Consider the following 20,894-nt stretch of genomic DNA (forward strand, 5'->3'; position numbering starts at 1 on the left):
GCGTTCGCGGATGGTTGCGGATTCGACGCGCCGGGGGCGACGGGCCGAGGATTGTGAACGATCGAGCGGCTCGTGCCAAACGACCGATTGAATCCGCCGCCGAACCCGGTCACTGCCTGCTTCGACAATCCGCGACTGACGTGACCCGATCCGCTAAAGGCTGTCGACACCGGTGCGTGTTGAAAACACGCCGACTGTCAGTCGGACGACGCCGGCACCTCATTTCCCTGAGCCGCACCGCATTGATGGCAATGCGGGAAGAAGAAGAAATTCCGGCCGCCGCATTCGCAGACATTGAAGAGTCGTAATCCGCAATGCACGCAGAACGTGGAGTCGTCGCCGCCGAGATTCCATTGTTTGTCGCATGACGGGCAGCGCTTCTTTTCGAGCGAACGAACGGCTTTTTCGTAGCCGATCGTGCGCGCGCGTTCTCCCTGATCCTGCTGCAATTCGAGCCGCTTGCGTTCGGTATAGCGCTGAAAGGCCTTCATCATGTAAAGGCCGGCGAACACCGTGAGCGCAATGCCCACCAGGACCCGGACATAACCGCCGAAATTCGGCAAGTACGGAACCAGTTCGATGAAGAACGCGCTCAGTGCAAACAGGCCAAAACCGTACATGAAAGGCCAGTAGCGCATCTTGCGATAGCGTATGAACAACCAGATCGCAACCAGGAGTATCGGCAGCGTCAGCGCAAGCCGCAGCCCGAATACTTGCAGCTCGTAGTGCCGTGTCGCTTCGTCGAAGCGCCGTTCGGCTGCCGCGTCCGCTTCGGCGATCTGCGTGTCCACTTGAGTCTGCTGCGATGCCAGCGCCCGTTGCTGGTCGTTGATCGCATCGATCTGATGCTGCCAGTTGACCACCACGGCCTGGAGCGAATCCAGCTTGCGAGTTCTCGCCAGAATGTCGGGGTCCCTCGCACTGTCGCCGGTCACCGAGCGCGTTGCCAGCCAGTTGCGGAAGCTTTCCTTCTCGGCCGCATACTCCTTCGCGGCGCGGCTGCGCGCGACCTCCATGGTGTCGGCCTTGTCGGCAAGCGCGTTGTGCTGCGCCTGCAGATTGCGTCGCGCTGCGTCCAGCCGCGCTTTCGTCGGCGCATCGGCGAATTGCTCGATGGCGGGTGGGCCGCCCGTCGGGGCAAACGCCATGTCGCGGATCACGAGGCTGCCGAGCATGTTCAGAAAGACGGCGAAGATGATCGCGATTACCCATGAGGCGAGTCGCAGGAGCCGCGCGGGACTGGTCAGGCCGTCGCCGGAAGTCATCATTGTTTTGCCTTTGTTGGAATGGTTCGCAGTGTTATCAATCTTGACACAATGGTCGGCTGTCGCTTTTTGGCCGGCTGCCGCCCGATGCGCTGCACCACGCAGCCCTTGACGTTGACTCAGAGGAAATGCGGGCTTGCAAGGCGGTCATCGTGGCGAATCCAGGCCGAGTTGCTCCACTAGCTCAGGGAAGCCAAGCGACGTTGCCATCCTGGCAAAGGCATCCTGCTCTGTTGTCGATGCAACTGCAAGTGCCGCTGCGATCTCCTCAAGCGCGTTGACGTCGTCGTCCTCGGCGTGCAAGTTGCTCCGCTGATCGATGTACCTCACGGCCAGTACAAGTGCCTTGGTTATTCCATCCATGTCGCCCTCAAAAGACCAAATGTGAAGTGGACCATGTGTACAGAGAAGATCGCTGCTTTGATAAGAGGGTTGTCATGGCTTGACAAAAAATTATACCGGCTCTTTTCGGGGAGATTATTCAATTAGCAACGTTTGAAAATAAAAATTTCCCCCTTGACTGCCGGGTAGGAGTTAATAAATTCATTGCATGCGGCATCAATATCAATCGACTGTGGAAATATTTGATATTTCAACGTAAGCACGGATGCCACGTTATTGGCGGTTACGAAGTCCCCAAGAGGTTCGCATCCTCACGCTGTGGCGATTGCCTTCTTCCTTGTGGATTTCGAAGGCGTATCGGTCACCTGTCGTGGCTATCAGCCGAAACCGAGTCGCGGATCGTTGCTGTGCGACCGCGTCTGCCAACGCATGTTGACATTGCGCTCTCGTGCGCGGGAGCCACGACACATGGCGAGCCACTTGCGAGCTCATCTGCAATTCGCAAAATCGCTCGATGTCGGACGGTACGTGTTCACGGAGTCGAACGGGGGCATGAATTCATTCAGGTACCGGACGCAGTCAGGCGCATTTCTCGAAAGGCGTCGTACGCGGTCACGGAATCATCAAGGCCCGGGCGGCGGATGCCGAAGCGACGGAAACCTCGATGGCAACGAGCACTTCGAGAGAACGGCGCGCTGCTTCTGTCTCAACGGGGTAGTGCCCTGCGATGCGAGCCAGGATACCTCGCTTTCCGTTGCCATTTTGACCTCGGCCCGACGTCGGATAGGGAGCGTCTGCCGTCAGCGCATAAGCGCTCCCGTTCCACAACGGTTTTTCGTCTGATCGTCGATCAACGTCACGGCGCGGATCTTGCTGACGCGGTGTCCTTGGGCCAGTTCCTATAAGGGTAAGTCCGGCATGGCGCAACGCCATCAAACCAGATTAACTTATATCAAACAATTTTTGACGCAAAATTATGTTCCTGATATGGTCTTTCGCACTCGCTAAGCGCGATCCGGCCACGTTGGTGCCCGGCGAATAGGTTCGCGTACTTCGCCAGCGGTTGAACCGGACGCTCAAGCAGCCTGCAATGGCGGCCGGTACTTCCAGACGGTCTTTTGTAGCAGGTGGAGCGTGGTCCGGTTTCGTCATCGCCGGCCTTGCTCGCGGGCATTGCACGGGCGCTGGACGTGACGACGCCGGACTGCTCCGAAATGCCATCGGGGAAAGTTCGGCTGAGCGCGGTGATCGGCTCGAGTCGTCCGGCTTCGCGGACTCGGTACATCGGTTCGCCGGATCATGAATACGGCGGGAGGATGTCAGTTCGAATGAATCCTCTAGTGCGCGCTCGTGGTCAAGGCGTACCCGGAAATCACCGCGCAGGGGGCAAGTTTCTTCGCGTGATCGACGGTGAAGTTTCGCCGGAGCTGGAAGGCAAGGTATCGATGCGGCAAACAGGCGACCCGGCACATTCTCGATTCACGGTGCCATATGGCCGGAGCGACAACGGAAGCAAGGAAGCGGCTTTGATCCAGATCGGGATGCCGCGATTGTTCTGATCGAAAGCGTGCCGGACAGGTCGAGATGCGTGGTACCTCTCCGCATGCAATTTTGAGGATGACGAAATGATTGATTTGATTATGCCGATCTGGCGAATATGACGCTGGCCGTTGCGGCCGAGACGACGCGCAGGCCGTGCGCCGTCATCTGCATTCGAATACGACACAACCCGTTTCAAACAATCCCAAAACCACTCCTGACTGTGAAATACAGATGAAAAACAAAAACATCAACGTCAGCGTTATCGCTGTTGCCGCATTCGCCGCATCTTCGGCAGCAATGGCGCAGTCGTCGGTCACCCTGTACGGCATGCTCGATTCGGGTATCGGCTACACCTCGAACATCAATGGCCACAAGCGGTTCGGCCTCGACGGCGGTGCCGTAGGTTCTAACAAGTGGGGCCTCAAGGGGGACGAAGACCTCGGCGGCGGCCTCAAGGCGGTATTCAAGATCGAAAACGGTTTCAACATCGGTACAGGCGGGATAAACGGCCAGGGGCCGATTGGTTCCACGCGTTCGCTGTTCAACCGCCAGGCCTACGTCGGCATTGCTTCCGATCGGTACGGTACCCTGCGCATGGGGCGCCAGCTCGACGCCGTGACGGAAATGGTGCAGGGCCTGACGGGCGACGCCATTTCAGCATCGACGTTCTCGACGCCGGGCGACGTCGACAACAACGACAACACGACGAACCAGAACAGCGCCGTGAAGTACATTTCGCCGGTCATCAACGGCTTCCAGGCTGAAGGCGCGTACTCATTCGGCGGTGTTGCCGGTGCGATGGGTTCGGGGCAATCGTGGTCGGTGGCGGCGAACTACGCTCAAGGCGGCCTGACCGTCGCCGGCGGTTACTTCCGCGCGACCAACCAGGGTGAGAACGGGTGGCAGAACGCAACGGCACAACCGGGTTTCGGTACCGCGTTGGGCTATCCAAGCTCGGGTTATAACGGTGGCAACGCGTTCAAGAGCGCGGGCATCGCCCAGGTCGCTACCCAATACCAGATCGGTCCGTACACGGCGGGCTTGCGGTACTCGAACGCGCAGTACCAGGGCAACAACGGCCAGCCGTCGATCCACTTCAACGTGCTGGGCGCGCTCCTGCAGTACCAGGTCACCCCGGCATTGTCGCTGGCCACCGGGTACACGTATGTCTACGGTTCCGCAGCCACGCCCAGCCAGGCTGCCGAAGGCCGCACGATGGCTTCGATCAACCAGGCGTCGCTCGGTGCCATGTACGCACTGTCGAAGCGCACGTCGGTTTACGCCGTCGGTGCCTACGTCCATGCCCAGGGCGCTCAGGCTTCGGCTGCCGACTTTGGCAACACCTCGTCGGGCGGTAACCAGGTTCAAGTCAACATCGGCATGCACCATAGCTTCTGATCCTCAAATTGCAGGCCAGGAAGCCCGGCGTTGTGGGTGCAATACGTCGGGCTTGCAGCATTCTGGTGGTTCCACATGACCATGAGCGCTCGGATCGTCAACGATTCGAGCGCTCGTGTCAGACGGCTGCAAGCGGGGCTGCAAACGGGCCGCAAACGGCCGGGGCGCAGCTGGCCGCCCGATCTCGAGTCTCGATCGACGAATCGCCCGGACTTCACGGCAGCCGCGACCGGCTTCCATTCCTCCATGAGCGCCGCCGCCGGTCCATGCGACGCCTTGTCGCCCGCGTGTAGCAAAAAGGCCTGCTGAAGCCGGCGGTGTCTCGGCCGCATTGACGGCTCATCGATCGCGCAGCCGCTCGACTTGCCGGCGCGCAGCACGAATGTCGTCACGGCACTCAACTCTTCCACGAATCTGTCGTTAACTCAGGGCGGCTGCCTCCGAGTGGGCGGCGCTCCGGCGTCTGAACCCGCCGGACAAGGGATCGTCAAATGCGACGTCGCGGCCCATGTGCCACGCCCGCCGCCGCGACGCCTCACGCGATGGGTCAATGCCCCGTCTGCGAGTTCGATGAGTACGCAACCATTCGAGGCAAGCGATATCGCACCGTGCCTGTCGCGGCGGGCGAGCCTGAAGGTTGCCGGATCGAAGCGCGCCGGCGAGGGCTTTTCGTCTTGGTTAGAGAATGTATCCGAGCAGCTACGATGTTCCGATTGCGCGCCTCGTCGCGCGTCAGATTCTGTCCTGCACGCCCGCCACGTCGGTGCGGGAGGTCGCGCGACGCATGTTCATCGAGCGTTGCAGCTCGATCGTCGTGATGGAGGATGAACAGGTCGTCGGGATCTGGACCGAGCGCGATGCACTATCGGCCGGCGATGATCCGCACGGGCTCGATCGGCCGGTCAGCGAGGTAATGAGCCATCCGGTGCTGACGCTCGAGGCCAACACGCCGCTGGGTGAGGCCGCGATGAAGTTCAAGCAGTCGGGCGTCCGGCACTTCGTGGTGGTCCGCGATAGCGCCCCGATCGGCGTGCTGACGCAGACCGACGTCGTCGTGAACCAGGGGCCGGAGTTCTTCCTGCACCTGAAGCCGATCGAATCGATCCGCATCCATCCGCCCGTCGTGGTGTCCGAGCAGGTCGCGCTGCACGACGTCATCGCACGGATGCGCACGCAACGACTCGATGCGATCCTGGTCGGCTACGACGACGGTGAGCACGGCATCCTGACCGAGCGGGACATCGTCCGGCTCCTGGCGGAAGGCACGTCCCAGGGCGCGGTCGGGGCCTACGCGAGCAAGCCGCTGCAGATGCTGAGCGCGAAGCAGAGCCTGTATACAGCACAGCGCTTCATGACCGAGCACAATATGCGGCACGTCGGCATTCGGGACGAGGCGGGCAGGCTGACCGGGCTGCTTTGTTTCGCGGACGTGCTGCAGAGCATCGAGCATGAATACGCGAACGAGTTGCGCAGCGCCGTGCGCGAGCGCGACGAAGCGCTGGGACTCGCGCGCTTCAACCTGCGCATGGCGGATCGGGTGTTCGAATCGGCGCTCGAAGGCATCATGGTCACCGATCGGCACGCGAGGATCGAGCGCGTCAACCAGGCCTTCACGCGCCTGACCGGGTACACCGCGGACGAAGTGATCGGGCGCAACCCGGGCCTGCTGAGTTCCGGGCGCCAGACGCCGGATTTCTACAAGCAGCTGTGGCATTCGCTGACGACCGATGGCCACTGGCAAGGCGAAATCTGGAATCGCCGCAAGACCGGCGAGCTGTTTCTGGAATACCTGACGATCACCAGCATTCGCGACAACGACGACGAGATCTCGCACTATGCGGCGATCTTCTCCGACATCACGCAGCGGCGTCAGGCGGAGGAGCGGCTGGGTTATCTCGCCACGCACGACGTGCTCACCGATCTCGCGAACCGGGCGCTGTTCGAGGAGCGGCTCGCGCACGCGATCGCTCACGCGAAGCGGCTCGGTCACAAGGTCGCGGTGATGTACCTCGATCTCGACCGCTTCAAGCTGGTCAACGACACGCTCGGCCACAACGCCGGCGACGAGGTGCTGAAGCAGGTTGCGGAGCGCATCGTCGCGTCGGTGCGCTCGAACGACACGGTGGCGCGCATGGGCGGTGACGAATTCGCGCTCGTGCTCGAGGAATTCGACGATGTCCGCGACGTCGGGCGCGTTGCACGCAAGCTGCTGGACGAAGTGGCGCGGGCGATCGATGTCGGCGGTCGCGAGATCTTCGTGACGCCGAGCATCGGCATCAGCATCTATCCGGACGACGGCACCGAGGCGGAACACCTGATCCTGCTCGCGGACCAGGCGATGTACGGCGCGAAAAGCCGCGGCAGGAACGTGTTCCAGTTCTTCGAGAGCAAGATGACATCGTCGGCGATGGAGCAGCTGGAGACGCTCGGCGAGCTGCACCGCGCGCTCGAGCAGAACGAATTCCGGCTGTTCTACCAGCCGCAATACGATCTGGCCAGCGGCCGGATCGTCGGCGTGGAGGCGCTGCTGCGCTGGCTGCATCCGCGCAAGGGTCTGGTGCCGCCGGGCGACTTCATCGGGCTGGCGGAGCGGTCGGCGCTGATCGTCCCGATCGGCCGGTGGGTGCTGCGCGAAGCCTGCCGGCAGGCGCGCCGCTGGCTCGACGAGGGTTTCGAGTTCGGGCGGGTGTCGGTGAACGTGTCGGCGCGGCAGTGCTTTACCGACCATTTCCTCAGCGACCTGACGACCATCCTCAGCGAAACCGCGCTGCCGGCCGAATGCCTGCAGCTCGAGTTGCTCGAAAGCATGGCGATGAACACCCGCGAGGAAATCGGCATCCTGCTGCGCGAACTGGCGACACGGGGGATCAGCCTGGCGATCGACGATTTCGGTACGGGCTATTCGTCGCTGGTGTACCTGAAGGATCTGCCCGTCGATACGCTGAAGATCGATCGGTCGTTCCTGACGGACTGCGGTTCGGGCAGCACGGATGATGCAATCGTGCGCGCGATCGTTGCGATGGGGCGCGCACTGGGGCTCGATGTCGTGATGGAGGGCGTCGAGACGGAGAAGCAGCTGGCGTTCCTGCAGGAAATCGGCTGCCACCAGGTGCAGGGATTTCTGTTCGCGCGACCGCAGCCTGCTGAACAGCTGGCCGGGATCTCGTTGCGTCGCGGTGTTGAATTGCTGACCGAGTGAGGCGGTCGGGTGTCAATATGTCAGCCGCCGAGGTTCCCCGCGATCGCGCTACTGCCGTTTTTGAACGACAGCATGTCCGTCACCTTGCCGGTATAAAAATCGATGATTTCACCGCCATGCGTCAGCAGCCGGTCGCCGAACCAATCTGCTGCCAGTCGCGCGGGCGGCCCACGGTGACGTTGAATGGCATGTTCGACCGCACCGGTATGTGCGTCGATCACCAGATCCTCGCCCCAATTGCAGCGTGCCGTTTCCGGCAAGGGTAAGCACAAATGGCTGCCACTCTCGTTGAACAGGATGTTGGCCGAGAGAACCTCGCCAAATTCGCCAATATCGCGCGACCATACCACCGAGCCATTCCGGTCACAGCACAGCAATTGATTGGTGTCGCTCGCGACGAACATGACTGACCCATCGCGCGCAAAGCGCAGGCGCTTGACCTTGCCGCCCGCCGGGAGATTGACCGTGTTGATCTCGCCGCTGCGGCAATTCACGGTCAGCACCGAATTCCTGGTTCGTTCGTCTGGAGCCCACAGGAGTCCGTCGACCGGATCCACGTCGCCGAAACGTGCATCGAAATCGCGCGCGACAGGATCGCCAAGCTCGCCTGTGTCCAGATCGATCACCACCGGACGGCCTTTGTCATTGCTCTTGAAGACGCTTACCAGCGCATAGCGCCCGGAAGGATCCAGGCGCGTCCAGAACGACAGAAACTTGTCGGTCTGATGCAGGACGGCGCCATCGGCAACCACGGTCAAGCGGCTACGGTTGGTATTGCGTGCGACTATCCACGACGCCGATGCCAATGCAAGGCGACGGCCGTCGCGCGATACATCACACACCGTATCGTCCGTCTGCGCGCCCGCGACCGATGTAATCGTTTTCGAATCACGGTCGTATTGCACTAACGCCGGCTCGGGAAGGAAAGCGTCAGTTGGGTCAAAGAACACGAGACCGCGGGGGACATCGATGTACACAAGTAACTCCGGCAAGAATTGCGAAAAAGACGTGTCGATCGCGATTGTTTGGGTTACCACTGACGCCTTGCGTCGGCGGATCATGTCCTGATTATCAACAGACTGGCACGTGGCGTCGAGCGATTGGTCGTGGGCGGCTGGTCGGAGCTGGTTGACCGTGGTCGAACCTGAAGAGACGGTCCGGTTTGCCGGAAGCAGGCATTCAACATTACACTTGGCCTTTGATTTACCTTCCCCTATCGAGCTTTCTTTCGAGCCCGCTTTGTCATGGATGACTCCGCTCAAATCGACAAAATCGTGGAAGATTCGTTTGGCCTTTGGATTACGGGTCTTTTCAGCGCGATCGGCGGCAATTCACCGGGTATGGCCTTCCATAGCCATAGAGATGCATTCTTTCGAGTCGTCGAGCATCTACTTCAGACGGGAAGGATCAAGTTCATTGCCCCGGGAGCGGATTGCTATGTCTCGCCCGAACATCCGAATCCTCGATTTACGATCAACGATCACCAAGCGCAGTGGCACGCTTCGCCTGACGAGATCATCTCCTACCTCCGAGACAGGTGGCCGGAGGCTGCATGCCATGAGCACGATCTGTTACTGCTCGATTACTTCTACAGCATCCCCGCAGTGATATGGGTTGGCGACGATGGCACCTTGGTGGCATCTTGATCGGAGCGATCGCGCCAACTATTCGAGAAGCTGACCGAAGCCCGATTGATGACGATCTAGGTGGTGATGCCGGATGTCTGAAAGTGGCCGACTGCAGCCCGACGGTGAGCCGTTGTCGGATGCCGGCGTCGAACGGACTGCATCCGGTTGAATCCACCACCCACAACGGCCGTTGCTGCCGGGCAGGCTTGCGCTATGTCTGGGGCTGACCATCTGCATTCCAATACTCCCAGACTCCAACCTCGGTTCCCCGATCATAGTTACCGGACGCAGCAATGCTGCCGTTAGGATGGAAGTCCTTCCATGGACCATGTTCGACGCCGTGATCATAGTTTCCCTCGGAAACTACGGTGCCATTCTCGCTATATGCGACAAAGAGACCATGCCTAATCCACCGACTGCCGTCGGAATTGAGGTACCGAGAGTAACGATATTTGATGTCACCGTTCTCGTAATAGATCTCCGCGATCTCCAAATCGGGCATGCTCTATTGTTCTCCGAGTTTTCCAGAATCCCAGTATGAGTTTCTTGTCTGCGAAGCATATCAGTGACCGCACTTGGCCGGCAGCAGACTGCGCTGGCTGGTAATGCTTTTCCCTCTCAAATAGTTGAGCAGGTCTTCTTGTGTCAAGTCCGGGTTCCCCAGTCCAGCCAGTTGCGAAAATATTCCGGGTAAGCGAAATGCACACGCTGGCCAACCTTGACGAAACCGTCTTGCTTGCCATGGGCGCTCACGAAACGAAGGTGCTCAATCGTCATTACGTAAGCGTTGCGCGCATCGTCGCTCGGAAAATATTCTATCGTCGGGGAAACCCGGTACGAGGAGTCGCCAAGAAGCAAGTCCACAAGGTCCAACGCGTGGCCGCCGTCAACCAGCCGAAGGATTTCAGATCTATCCGCTGCGCTCACATGATGCTCCCTTTCAAAGGTAGGGATGAGGTGCGACTCTCGGCCATCCTACCCTACTACCGACTAGTAGGGCCGCCGGCCTCCATTGAACCCGCTCCTGCCAGATCGGGCAATCTCAGTGAGCGTGGCGAGTGGCTGCTCCTGGCCGCCAACCGACGGATGCGGCCGACGGTTGCCGACCCTCAACGGCCCATCAGCTCGCCAAACAGCGGCCATTCGGACGCTCCTTCGCGCCTCACGAAATGGCGCTGCGTCTCACGACCGTTCCAAGACGTGGAACTCGTTCCTGAGGGTTGCGATCAGTTTCTCGACATCGTTTTTTTCATCGTCATGGAAGACCGTGCCCATGCCGAGCGCTCTTGGTGCAATCAGATTCCCTCGATTGTTGTCGATGAAGATACTCTCGTCAGGCCTTATTCCGACACATCGTAAAGCATGTTCAAAAACAGCAGAACCGTCCTTTCCCGAGCCGAACTCGGCTGACACAATTATCGGGTTGAACAGGACATCGAGACCTTGCGATTTCTTCAGTGAATCGATCCGATCCCGCTTGTTGTCCGTGATGATGCCGAGGGAATACTCGGGCTTCAGGCTGCGCGCCAGAGCAAACATTGCGTCATTTTTCGGCGTGCTTTGAAATGCCTCTTCGAGCAATGAAAAATCGACTTTGCAACGTATCTCCGCGCAAACTGCATCCCAGATTTCGGCATGTGTGACCTTTCCGACAAGCAGGTCTGGGTTGTGTTTTGCGAATGCCTTGCGAACAGTCTCATACTCAACACCGGTTACTGTACTCAGATATCTGTTCGTAGTGAGCGAACCCGTTCTATCAGTCGTCAGCACCCCGTCGTAATCAAAAAAAATGGCTTTTATCACACCTGGAGTCCTTCGCGGAAAGAGAAATTTGCTTCACGGTTTCGTGGCACCGGCCAAGGCCAGCCCTGCATATCCCAGAGATTGTCTGCGATCTCTACGATGCTGTCGAATGATCCTGCCCAAGTGTCACGTACAGCATAAAGTTGAATAGTTTGATGCATGTACGGAGGATGGGATGCCGGAAACTGGAGTGCCGAGAAGGCAGTACACGGAAGAATTCAAGTCCGAGGCGGTGAAACTTGCGGAGACTAGGGCAACACGAAGCGGCCCGGCGGCTGGGCGTGCCGGTGGCGACGCCGGGAAACTGGAGCCGAGGGCGGCGCCGTGCGCCGACGGGAAATGCGTCGGATCACGAAGTAGCAACCAGCGCTCCAGCAAGACGCGCGGAAAGCGACCTCGAGGCCGAGGCCCGTTCTGGATCGACAGCAGCCTGAGCCTGGTCAATCAAGGCAATTGAATTATGGGCGCATTGTCACGGCGTAAATCATGATGAACTTGAATCGCATCGGTGACGAGACCGACCATGGCGGCAAGGTCGAAACAGGTTCCAGCACAATGCGTTTCGATGGCCGCTTTGTCGCTCGCAAAGGCGATCGTGTTTCGTGCCCGCAGCATCCCGAGGTGTCGCCGAACTTCATCGAGGAAGACGATGCGCCCATGACAGATGACGGTATCCCGATTGCCCGGCACGGGCATCAGGCGACATGCGGTTTGTCAGCTCATTTCTTGTCTTATCTGAAAGAGCCGCGTAGTTGGGGCGATCTTGTGCGCGACGCACGCGCACAAGATCGTCATCTTGCGACTGCCGCGCGGCCAGCTCGGGTCGGGTGGCCAGACGTCGCAACGCTGGCACGATCTCACCTACGGCGGGGATTGCGGCGCAGGCCGGGCCGGCCGTACCGATCGCTTGGCCGGGTCAGCTCGACAACTCGTGCTGCCCTTCGAGATCAGGAGAGCTGCCTGGCTCAGACTCCGTCACCAACTCGCGATGAAGCCTGACCGCCGCAACCGGCGAGTCGACGACGGCATGAGAGACGTTCCATCCCACAGCTCGACGGTCCACTTATCGCGCACGCGGCAGACACCGATCGTCCAGCCGCTTCGATGCGAATAGCCGCTCACGGGCGAAAAGTTATCAAACTTCCTGCTGTACGTGGAATCGAGGCAGGGTCACACTGTGCTGGCGCCAACGAGCGAACAGTAAATGATCGCTTGACGTGAGTTCGCTGTGCTCTAGGGAGTAGCTTTTGCTGGTGACGGCAAGCGATCTAACAAAGGAGTCCTTATCCGCCACAGATAGGCGATTGCAGCCACAACAAGCAGGGCATTGATACTCCACGTGCTAGCCGGGCCAAGCCACCGATATAGTTGCTCGTTCAGCGCGTTGGCGGCCAACATGCCAATTGCACCGACGACCGAAACCAATCCGTACGTTGTTCCGCCGAGCGATTTGTCGCCGAGCTTTGTCGACAGGTATTCGACTCTGAAGGAGACGACAATTTCCGCGATAGTGAATAGTGCTACGGCCAACACGAGGAGCACTGACACGCCAACGCCCGGAGAAAAGTATGCAATCGAGCCAAGTAGGAGAAAGAACGCGAGGAAGCACCAGAATCCAAGGTTGACGCCCGCATTGGCGATGCGACGGGCGCTTGTGAATTGCACGCCAGCAACAACAACCGCATTGGTCGTGAAAAGTATTCCGACCAATCCCTGATGACCTTGCTCCGTACTGAAGATCGGAAGTAAATATTCAAGATTAGAATAGAAATAGAAATAAATGAACTGCAGCAACATGACCCGCTGAATGCCGGGAAGTCGGATGACTCGAAGAAAGTCCGCCGGACGGATTGTAGAGATTCGCGCGGCTTCGAACGTTCGGTTTGAAACCCATACAATTGTACCTAAGCCGACGAACATCACGGTTACGCAAAGGCACGTCAAACTGAAATCCCAGTACAGAAAGAATGTGCCGAGAAGTGGGCCAATTGCGGCCCCAAGATTGAGCAACGCGCTTCGCAGGCTGATGACTGCTGTCAGACGTGAATCGTCTTCTCGCACGGCGAAAAACAGCATCTTTCGAATAGCCATATTAAATAGGGAGCTACTCGTCCCATTTGCAAAGGCGGAGATTACGAAGCTTGACGGGCTGCGGTCGAAGAACAGAATCAGGAATGAAGTTGCTCTGAGCAGTATTCCGACTTGACTAATGAGCTGGGCCCCAAAATAATCAGTTAGCACTCCGCCGAATAGCGTAAGGCCACGTTGGGAAAACATTCTCACCGAAACAAGTATGCCGGCAAATGCGACTCCGTAGCCGAGGTTCTTGCTTGTGTACACGGCGTAATACGGGATCAAGACATAATTTCCAAGGGCGAAAAGAAAAATCGACGTCAAGTTCGCTCGAACGGCAAATCGGGATTGCAGGTGTTGCGGGTCCATATTGATGCGGTGATGACAGTAAGTTCAGGTGGTGGTATGGCGAAATGCGGATCAGCCCCAGAGCGCCGGACGCGGGGCGGATACCACGCCATCGCACCAGAGAGTCGGCTCGCGATCCGATGCGAGGAATGACGGTCCGTCGACATCGATGTACGTGGCCCGATCGAACAACATCGTTGATGGTGCCATGCCGAGTGACGTGCCAATCATGCATCCGAGCATGATCCCAAGACCGTGCGACTCTGCGATCGTTGCCGCTACCAGTGCGGACGAAAGCCCCCCGAGCTTGTCGAGTTTGATGTTGACGAAGTCATAACGCGAGGCGATAGCCGAGAGGTCATTCGGGTCCGTAAAACTTTCGTCAGCGCAGATCGGCACGATGCGATTGAAGTGCGATAGCGCAGTATCCGATCCTGCGGGAAGGGGCTGCTCTATCAGCTCAACCCCGAGCTCCCTCATCGTCACGGACCACGTCGCGAGTTGATTCATCGTCCACGACTCGTTGGCATCGACAATAAGCCGTGCGTTCGGTAGGGCGAGTCTTACCGCACGAACTTTTCGGTCATCATCTCTCCCATTCAGCTTTAACTTCAGCACTTCGGCTGAGCCGAACATCAGCGCTTGGCTCACCATCTCGTCGGGCGGTCCAGCACTGATTGTTTGGATCGTCTTCCTTGTAGTCGGTGTTTGCATTGACGCCATAGTCCACGCACGGGTCCCACAATGTTTTGCAGCAAGGTCCCAGATCGCGCTATCGAGCGCGCTTCGCGCTGCGCCCGACGGCATCATCGCGACGCGGCACCCAACGTCGGTGGCCGTCAACACCCCGGTACCAAAGGCCTTTGCAATCTCACCGAGACACGAGCTGGCGCTTTCACCGAGGCTCCGGCTCGGGGTTGCTTCGCCGCGGCCGGTATGTCCATCGGCAGCGATCTCGACAACTATCACTTCCACCTCAGTGCGAGAGCCGCGCGCGGTGACAAATGGGATTTTCAGGTCCCAGCGCTCAACCATGGTCGTCAGGTTGATATGTCCGGAGAGTGTGCTCAGCTGACGTTGCATGCAGATGCGTACCGAGGTTGGTCGCTATGGGATGGGGAGGCTAAGACACGCTCTTTCCCGGACAACTTCACAAGCAGTTTGTTGAGGTTATCTCGGACGGACGACCGACTAGGCCCGCTCACAATAAGATGACCAATACGATCGCGAGAGTCGCCATAGTGGAGGCCTTTACCGTGATCCATCCCAAGGTGCGCATCCAGCGCACCACCTTCAGAAACTATCGTCTCGAAGGTATCGCGTATCGCGGACGGTATTTCACCCGAAACGAGGAATGCAATACGGCTGACTCGGTTGCGCGTTCCGTTCAGACTTGGAGTTACTCCGACCGCCTTGAGAATTGCCGCCGACAGTAAGTCAACACCAGTGGCTTCTTCTACCAACAGGGGAATCAGATCACCAGCGATCCGCTGATTCACTTCGATCACGGAGAGGCCATCGCGGGTCACATGGAGCTCCACGTGGCAGCACCCCCAATCCAAACCGAGCGCCTTGACGGCGTCTTCCGCGAGTTTGCATGCCGATTGCGCAAGATCGCTTGGAAGGGCGGATGGCACTTCGTGTCCAACTTCAAGGAAAACCGGTAATGGGCTAACGAATTTATCGCAGACCGCCACGGCCATGCCATCGAAGACTTCAACCGATACTTCGGGGGCACAGACGAAGTCCTCGAGCAGGACCTTTTGTTGGATCGGTACGCCTCTATGGGTCTCTGTACGGGACAGCCAGGTTCCAGCGTGTACATTCAGTTCGTCGTCAGACGTGATGTACTTGACACCCACGCTACCAGCACCGCTGACGGGCTTGCAGACAAGCGGATATCCGATTTCTCGTGAAGCAGAAAGTGCTTCATCCACCGTACTACAGACGGCAAACTTCGGCTGGGGAAGGCCGTGATGAGCGAAGACGGTTCGCTGATTATGTTTATGTCTCGCTCTTCTCGCGGAGTCGACATGCGGGCCGGGCAGAGCCAGTGCACGTGCAACTCCGGCCACCGCAGGAACGTAGAAATCGTATACGGTTGACACGCCGACGAACTCATCGCGCCGCTCATGCTGAAGAAGAAACTCGATCAATCGGCTTTCGTCGTTCGTGTCGACATGAAGAAGCCGAAGCTGAGGGATATCGGGAAAGTCGAATCGACCCGGATTATTGCTGATCACCCACGGTGAGTACCCTTGTTCGCAGAGCTTCTTGATCATCGCGAGACCAGTGCCGGTCGAGCTGCTCTCGATCAGAATAAATATCTTTTCCATAGGATTGCTTATTTATTTAATTTTTTTTGGTAGGGCTTCTCGGGCGCTTCTTCTCGTCAAGCAGAATGAATTCGCTGGTCTTTGCAGCTCAGTATGATATTGCTCGCACGCGCCAGCGCTCGGAATACCTCCGGGCCGACCCCAATAGCGGCGGGGATGCCGAATTCACGAGCGCGGATACTCATATGGGAGTTTTCTCCACCGAATGCTGTGACAAAACCGTCAATCGGGTGGGTGAAAATCCAATCGTAACCTGGATCGGCACTCTCTATGAGCACGATCTTTCCGTTCAGGTCTGCGTCTGTTGATTCGCTGCCGGTAAGCACGATAGGTGCGGCCGAGATTGTCTTGCTGGTGATGTAGTTTGGCTTCGTTCCGCTTATCTCGAATGCGAAGAAATTGTCGGAATGGTTGAACACGGCGGGCGTTCGCACGCTCAAATCCCTCGCCCATACATCCTCGTTTTTCCGCCCCTTGGCCAGAAGGTCGACGTCTCGGCCGTACGATTCCATTGCGACACGGAGATCATTGAGGGATAGATGACTCAGGCAGTTGCGGTTTATCCCACGGGCAGCACCCCATTCAGTGAGGCGGGAAAGCGCTTCAGAGACTAAGCCGGCGTAGACATACTTCGACTGTTCTCTCGCGTGAATGGCGGCTTTCGCGAAAGTGATCAGTTGAAATGCGTCGAAGCCCAACTCGCAAGCGCGGAGCTGCGTAGTAATGTTTGAGATGAATTGACTTACGTCGGCGATGGGACTGCTTGGGTCCTTTCGCGCCTCCGTCCGCTTGAAGTATCGATCCGGAGCTTCATCGTAACGCTCGATAGTGACGTCGTAGGTGCCGGGGCGGACGTGTCCGTGTTGCTCCAAGAACGCATGAAGTTCCAGGTCTGCATAGTCATCCGCGATTTGCTTGCCTATCGTACGAACGCTAGCCGTCACTTGATCAGTCAACCCAGTAAGTCGCTCGTCGGCATGTTCGAGGTCCTTCAACAATGCAGTCGCGATGAATGCTGCTCGAGCGAGACCGGAAAATGTCTCGGCGACCACGCTTGCGTCGGAGATGCACTGCCAGAATGAGATAGCGGTGTCGCTTCGATCTGCTTTGTAACGTGCAAGTTTTCGGGCGTGCAGTGGCAAAAGATCGAGATCGCGATAAAACACGCTGCCTGGTGCTACGATCTGCTCGGTCAGCGACTTAAGTTGGTCGAGATATACCTTTCGTTCGATGTGGGACAGCGCGTCGGCCAAGTGGGGATAGGAGGAAAAGTCGACGTTGAGGTGCGGAACGTAACAGGTAGGGATAACCGCAAACTCGAGCTTGTCGTGCAAAGCCGGGTGATCCGAGACGTATCGGGAACAGTGTTCAACGATGCGATGCGCAACGTCCGCTGGAACGCCGGCTGGAATGAATGATTCGACACTAGACGCCACGTCGATATAGGGACTACCACCGAGACAGATCATCAATTCGCGATGCCGAAGATCACGATACCCATACCGAAAGCGAGCAGAGGCCCAGTTCATCCGCGTGATCAGTTCGCGGTAAAGAGAATATGCAAGCGATCGAGGCTTGATGCCGATCATTTCAGCCGGATTCCAGTCCGACATCACGCTGAACGTGTTGTGCTTTCGTGCGCTAACCGTCGGCAAGGTCGAATTGATTTGTTCGAGAATGTAGGCGGCATGGAGTCGCGGCGCCGGGCTGGATTTTACGGTCGTCATCGGCCGGACCTGCAGGAGCACGACTCCTGCTTCATCCATCGCGAACTCAACGTCAAGCGCATCATTATTTGTGATCTCGATCAGTTCATCGAGAAGTGGTAGGATCGCGGCCACCGGCGATGAGAGGCGTGCTTGACTACCAGAATGCACGATGACGGTTCGAACTTCACCTGCCCCGGATGTAACAGCTGCGGTGTCGCTACTCTCCGAGTAATTGATTACAGTGTATGGCGCCCCAGTTTCGGGGTCTCGCGTCATAGCAACGCCCGATCTCCGAACACAGTTCAACATTGGTTGAACAAACACTTCATCATGATCAAGCGCGGATCCGTAAGACTTGATGACTCGCTCGATCGCATCTCTGACAGACGTGAGCCCAACAGCGTTACCTACCGATAAGTATTTCCCTGCGTTTGACGAAGTCCCGGTGTCTTCAGACAATGCACTGGAGCGAACGATAAGTGGAATGCAACCGAAGCGACGCACAATTTCTTTCTCGACAGCATCCGCATTTTCTCGCCAATCGTGGACGGTAAATGCGCATTGGTCCAAAACACGACCATGAGTGATGAGGTTGGCAAGAGTCGCCAACGTGGAAGCCTTGCTTCCGAACGCAAAAGCCGGGTTTTTCATTTTTGTAACGTCTAATCTCTCAGGAAATTTCTGGCCGTCATCAAAATGAGCGAACAATGTCCGGTCGCACATAAACGCGAGCGCGAGCGAGCACCACCCAAAAATAGCGGGGCTCCATGACAAAAAATTCGACAACGATCACGTAAACAATCTACATAAATGCATCGATCTGTGTAACTGTCACAAAAGTGTCATGCGATTCATCATACCCAAGTGGAAATTCCTTCGCAATATCCCAATTCTGGGATTTTTTTATTTGGCGGTCGTATATTATTTTTTCAAACATAATTATTGCGAAAGAAAAGTGGAATTAAAATGAAATACTGCCCAGGAAGGGGGGCTCTGCGGACTTGCTCCTGCATCTCCGGACACGCGCTCGAACAAACTCGTCAATATTGAACTGCTCTAGGAATTCTGGACACAATTGAGTGTTAGTGTTTCGGTGACCTTACCTCGCCGAGTACACCATTCGCAATTTAGTGGACTCGCCGGTTCCCGGTTGATGCAGTTGCCGGAATTGGTCCGGCGCCACGTTCCCCAAGGCACTATGCGGGCGCAACGAGTTGTAGTCAGTGCGCCACGCTTCAATTGCTTGCGTGCGTCGTCGAGATTGACAAACGCATGCTGGTTCAACGCAAGCGGTCTTTTGATGAGGTTCCTTGTCAATCAGGAAGTCTGAGTGACCGATATCACCGACGCAAGGGCAAGCAGCGATGCGCCCAGCAAAACCGTACTTTTGCGGACCCGGTCGGCGACGATGCCGGTGAACGGAAGGATCAGCAGGGTCGTCGCCCACGTTGCGACCAGCGTCAGCGTGAGTGCCGACGGGTTCGCGAGACCCTTGAGCAAAAGCCAGGTGGCATAGAACTGCAGGATGCGAGACGAAACCGTCACGGCTGCGTCGGCGCACACATACGTCACGATCAGTTGCCACCGGGTCGAGGGCATCATGCTATTCGTTATTCTGAAACGTGTCGGCGACGGATTTGAAAATGGCTGCCGCATTGAACGCCCGCGCATTCCCGGCAAAACCTTGCAATGAATACCTCGCGGATCTGCTCGGCCGATATGCCGGGATGCAGAGGCAGCGCCAGGCTGGAAACGCAATGGATTCTCGCAGCCGCTCACGGCACTGCTTACTCCAAGCGTGACGAGGTGCCGCGTCTTCAGGTCGATGCCGGGCCGGCGATACGCGTATCCGTAAATGTCCAGACTCTTTGCGAATCGCGCGAACTGCGGGGCTATGTTTTCAGGTAAACAAAGTCTGGTAAACAAAAAAAATATTGGTGCGCGTCACGCAGCGGTTCGCACATCCCCGGCAGCGCAAGGGGCGTGACAAGGTGCGAATTCGGGATTCTCGCCCACGTCATATCGATGACAGAAATCGTTGTTTGCGGGTACGTCGTGCGGCACGCTAGATTGGCCGAACCGGCGTCGATGCCTGCGCGGCGCAGTCATGCTCAACGTGGATCGACGTGGAAGCTGAAGCCGATAAGCCGCGGCACGCTGTCCCCGCCCAAGCGGGATTGCCCCTGCGCAAAGCGTCCCGCCGCACGTTTCCGGTGACCGGGTGGCGTTGCGCACATGGCGCCGCTCGCCGAGAGGCACATCTTTTCGACACGCCATTGACGACGACTTCATCAAATCCCCGAATTGATCGACGGCATCGCGTCGCGCGGCAGCCCGTCCTGACGGCCATCGGCGTGTCGAAGCGCTTCGGCGCGACGACCGCGCTCGCATCGCTCGACCTGTCGATCGGCGCCGGCGAGGTCGTCGCGCTGATGGGGGCCAACGGCGCGGGCAAATCGACGTTCGTCAAGATCCTGAGCGGCGTGATCCGTCACGACGGCGGCACGCTGACGCTGCGCGGCACGCCTTACCGGCCCGCTTCTCCGCACGCGGCGAAGCAGCTCGGCATCGCGACCGTGCATCAGTCGGTTGCCGACGCGGTGGTGCCGACGCTGTCGATCGCCGACAACCTGCTGCTCGACCGGCTGTGCGATCCGGCATCGCCGTGGCGCGTGCCGCCGGCCGCCCGGCGCGATGCCGCACGGCCGCTCGCCGAACGCGTCGGGCTCGATGCCGACCTGGCGGCGCCGCTCGCGTTGCTTTCGCTCGCGGACCAGCAGCGTGTGACGCTCGCGCGAGCACTTGCCGGGCAGCCGGGCCTGCTGATCCTCGACGAACCGACCGCGAGCCTGTCGGCGCCGGAGGCCGAGCGCCTGTTCGCGCTGCTCGATACATTGCGTGACGAAGGCGTCGCGGTCCTGCTGGTGTCGCACCGGCTCGGCGACCTGCGCCGTATCGCCGATCGCGTCGCGATCGTGCGCGACGGACGGATCGTCGCCGATCTCGCCGCACCGGTCGATTTCGACGCGGCGGTCGAAACGATGGTCGGGCGGCCGTTGCCGAAGGCGCGTGCGCCGGGCCCGGCGCCGATCGCGCGGCCCGGCGACAGCGGCCTGAGCGTGCGCGGGTTGCGCCTGACGCAGGCCAGCGCACCGTTCGATCTCGACGTGCGGCGCGGCGAGATCGTCGCGATCGCGGGGCCCGTCGGCGGCGGCAAGTCGCGCTTCGCAAACACGATCTTCGGCGCCGTG

At 58.5% G+C, this 20,894-nt stretch carries 19 protein-coding genes and 1 pseudogene; 7 read left to right on the forward strand and 13 right to left on the reverse strand.

All coding sequences use genetic code 11. The features are described from left to right. Positions 1–197: 197 nt before the first annotated feature. Entirely contained in the window at positions 198–1,265 is a 1,068-nt protein-coding gene (locus VK92_RS31430) for a double zinc ribbon family protein (protein ID WP_048027775.1), read from the reverse strand. Positions 1,266–1,412: 147 nt separating this feature from the next. Beyond that, complete coding sequence (locus VK92_RS31435; RefSeq protein ID WP_042975539.1) at positions 1,413–1,628, reverse strand: hypothetical protein; 216 nt, start codon at positions 1,626–1,628, stop codon at positions 1,413–1,415. 1,307 nt (positions 1,629–2,935) lie between these two features. Here VK92_RS31435 and VK92_RS43185 point away from each other — a divergent pair. Beyond that, positions 2,936–3,166, forward strand: a complete 231-nt coding sequence (locus VK92_RS43185) for a hypothetical protein (protein ID WP_226193367.1) — start codon at positions 2,936–2,938, stop codon at positions 3,164–3,166. A gap of 214 nt (positions 3,167–3,380) precedes the next feature. Next, positions 3,381–4,547, forward strand: coding sequence for a porin (locus tag VK92_RS31440; protein ID WP_042975541.1), 1,167 nt, complete (start codon positions 3,381–3,383; stop codon positions 4,545–4,547). Here the strand turns inward: VK92_RS31440 and VK92_RS42130 are convergent. Beyond that, positions 4,514–4,957: a hypothetical protein gene (locus tag VK92_RS42130; protein WP_131723230.1), complete on the reverse strand. Its 444-nt coding sequence runs from the start codon at positions 4,955–4,957 to the stop codon at positions 4,514–4,516. The genes VK92_RS31440 and VK92_RS42130 overlap by 34 nt on opposite strands. 275 nt (positions 4,958–5,232) lie before the next feature. On the opposite strand from VK92_RS42130, the gene VK92_RS31445 reads away from it, so the two are divergent. Continuing rightward, a complete protein-coding gene (locus tag VK92_RS31445; RefSeq protein ID WP_048027596.1) occupies positions 5,233–7,746 on the forward strand; it encodes an EAL domain-containing protein in 2,514 nt (837 codons plus the stop codon). Between the two features lie 20 nt (positions 7,747–7,766). Here the strand turns inward: VK92_RS31445 and VK92_RS31450 are convergent, their stop codons facing one another. Continuing rightward, positions 7,767–9,008 (reverse strand): YncE family protein, encoded by a 1,242-nt coding sequence (locus tag VK92_RS31450; protein WP_197094500.1) that lies wholly within the window; start codon positions 9,006–9,008, stop codon positions 7,767–7,769. Between VK92_RS31450 and VK92_RS31455 the strand changes: the two genes are divergently transcribed. After that, complete coding sequence (locus VK92_RS31455; protein WP_048027594.1) at positions 8,991–9,392, forward strand: hypothetical protein; 402 nt, start codon at positions 8,991–8,993, stop codon at positions 9,390–9,392. The two genes, VK92_RS31450 and VK92_RS31455, sit on opposite strands and share 18 nt — an antisense overlap. Before the next feature lie 193 nt (positions 9,393–9,585). Here VK92_RS31455 and VK92_RS40945 read toward each other — a convergent pair whose 3' ends face one another. From VK92_RS40945 to VK92_RS31465, 3 genes are all read right to left on the reverse strand, one after another. Continuing rightward, positions 9,586–9,876 (reverse strand): toxin-antitoxin system YwqK family antitoxin, encoded by a 291-nt coding sequence (locus tag VK92_RS40945; protein WP_081066321.1) that lies wholly within the window; start codon positions 9,874–9,876, stop codon positions 9,586–9,588. 143 nt (positions 9,877–10,019) lie between these two features. After that, positions 10,020–10,301, reverse strand: coding sequence for a hypothetical protein (locus VK92_RS31460; RefSeq protein ID WP_048027593.1), 282 nt, complete (start codon positions 10,299–10,301; stop codon positions 10,020–10,022). 255 nt (positions 10,302–10,556) lie between these two features. After that, positions 10,557–11,177 (reverse strand): HAD family hydrolase, encoded by a 621-nt coding sequence (locus VK92_RS31465; RefSeq protein WP_048027592.1) that lies wholly within the window; start codon positions 11,175–11,177, stop codon positions 10,557–10,559. Between the two features lie 486 nt (positions 11,178–11,663). Here VK92_RS31465 and VK92_RS40950 point away from each other — a divergent pair. Then, positions 11,664–11,916 (forward strand): annotated as a pseudogene (locus VK92_RS40950) (PAAR domain-containing protein). Positions 11,917–12,410: 494 nt separating this feature from the next. Here VK92_RS40950 and VK92_RS31470 read toward each other — a convergent pair. The 6 genes from VK92_RS31470 to VK92_RS31485 form a co-directional block, all read right to left on the reverse strand. After that, complete coding sequence (locus VK92_RS31470) at positions 12,411–13,574, reverse strand: MFS transporter (RefSeq protein ID WP_165589099.1); 1,164 nt, start codon at positions 13,572–13,574, stop codon at positions 12,411–12,413. A gap of 96 nt (positions 13,575–13,670) precedes the next feature. Further along, on the reverse strand, positions 13,671–14,681 hold the full coding sequence (locus tag VK92_RS31475) for a dipeptide epimerase (RefSeq protein ID WP_048027589.1): 1,011 nt from the start codon (positions 14,679–14,681) through the stop codon (positions 13,671–13,673). Next, positions 14,666–15,934, reverse strand: a complete 1,269-nt coding sequence (locus VK92_RS40960) for an ATP-grasp domain-containing protein (RefSeq protein ID WP_082163769.1) — start codon at positions 15,932–15,934, stop codon at positions 14,666–14,668. Before VK92_RS40960 ends, VK92_RS31475 begins: the two co-directional genes overlap by 16 nt. Positions 15,935–15,990: 56 nt before the next feature. After that, positions 15,991–18,294 carry a PEP/pyruvate-binding domain-containing protein gene (locus VK92_RS31480; protein ID WP_048027588.1) on the reverse strand — a complete coding sequence of 768 codons (2,304 nt, stop codon included), beginning with the start codon at positions 18,292–18,294 and terminating at the stop codon, positions 15,991–15,993. Between the two features lie 448 nt (positions 18,295–18,742). Next, positions 18,743–19,009, reverse strand: a complete 267-nt coding sequence (locus tag VK92_RS43570) for an integrase core domain-containing protein (protein WP_442854673.1) — start codon at positions 19,007–19,009, stop codon at positions 18,743–18,745. Continuing rightward, positions 18,961–19,245 (reverse strand): hypothetical protein, encoded by a 285-nt coding sequence (locus tag VK92_RS31485; RefSeq protein ID WP_048027585.1) that lies wholly within the window; start codon positions 19,243–19,245, stop codon positions 18,961–18,963. The genes VK92_RS43570 and VK92_RS31485 overlap by 49 nt, the downstream gene beginning before the upstream one ends. Here VK92_RS31485 and VK92_RS43575 point away from each other — a divergent pair. Beyond that, positions 19,169–19,336 (forward strand): hypothetical protein, encoded by a 168-nt coding sequence (locus VK92_RS43575; RefSeq protein WP_423064342.1) that lies wholly within the window; start codon positions 19,169–19,171, stop codon positions 19,334–19,336. The two genes, VK92_RS31485 and VK92_RS43575, sit on opposite strands and share 77 nt — an antisense overlap. Positions 19,337–19,919: 583 nt before the next feature. After that, positions 19,920–20,894 (forward strand): ATP-binding cassette domain-containing protein (locus VK92_RS31490; protein ID WP_156190773.1); only part of this gene is annotated, 975 nt, incomplete at its 3' end.

It is taken from the genome of Burkholderia sp. LK4, assembly GCF_001043615.1.
Taxonomy (GTDB): Bacteria; Pseudomonadota; Gammaproteobacteria; order Burkholderiales; family Burkholderiaceae; genus Burkholderia; species Burkholderia cepacia.

What these genes read in the sequence shown, in the direction of transcription:
- VK92_RS31430 (WP_048027775.1), bottom strand. Translation starts at nt 1,265, where the DNA reads ATGACTTCCGGCGACGGCCTGACCAGTCCCGCGCGGCTCCTGCGACTC.
- VK92_RS31455 (WP_048027594.1), top strand. Translation starts at nt 8,991, where the DNA reads ATGGATGACTCCGCTCAAATCGACAAAATCGTGGAAGATTCGTTTGGC.
- VK92_RS31480 (WP_048027588.1), bottom strand. Translation starts at nt 18,294, where the DNA reads ATGAAAAACCCGGCTTTTGCGTTCGGAAGCAAGGCTTCCACGTTGGCG.
- VK92_RS31440 (WP_042975541.1), top strand. Translation starts at nt 3,381, where the DNA reads ATGAAAAACAAAAACATCAACGTCAGCGTTATCGCTGTTGCCGCATTC.
- VK92_RS40960 (WP_082163769.1), bottom strand. Translation starts at nt 15,934, where the DNA reads ATGGAAAAGATATTTATTCTGATCGAGAGCAGCTCGACCGGCACTGGT.
- VK92_RS40945 (WP_081066321.1), bottom strand. Translation starts at nt 9,876, where the DNA reads ATGCCCGATTTGGAGATCGCGGAGATCTATTACGAGAACGGTGACATC.
- VK92_RS43185 (WP_226193367.1), top strand. Translation starts at nt 2,936, where the DNA reads ATGAATCCTCTAGTGCGCGCTCGTGGTCAAGGCGTACCCGGAAATCAC.
- VK92_RS31445 (WP_048027596.1), top strand. Translation starts at nt 5,233, where the DNA reads ATGTATCCGAGCAGCTACGATGTTCCGATTGCGCGCCTCGTCGCGCGT.
- VK92_RS31435 (WP_042975539.1), bottom strand. Translation starts at nt 1,628, where the DNA reads ATGGATGGAATAACCAAGGCACTTGTACTGGCCGTGAGGTACATCGAT.
- VK92_RS31475 (WP_048027589.1), bottom strand. Translation starts at nt 14,681, where the DNA reads ATGCAACGTCAGCTGAGCACACTCTCCGGACATATCAACCTGACGACC.
- VK92_RS31485 (WP_048027585.1), bottom strand. Translation starts at nt 19,245, where the DNA reads ATGATGCCCTCGACCCGGTGGCAACTGATCGTGACGTATGTGTGCGCC.
- VK92_RS43575 (WP_423064342.1), top strand. Translation starts at nt 19,169, where the DNA reads ATGCGAGACGAAACCGTCACGGCTGCGTCGGCGCACACATACGTCACG.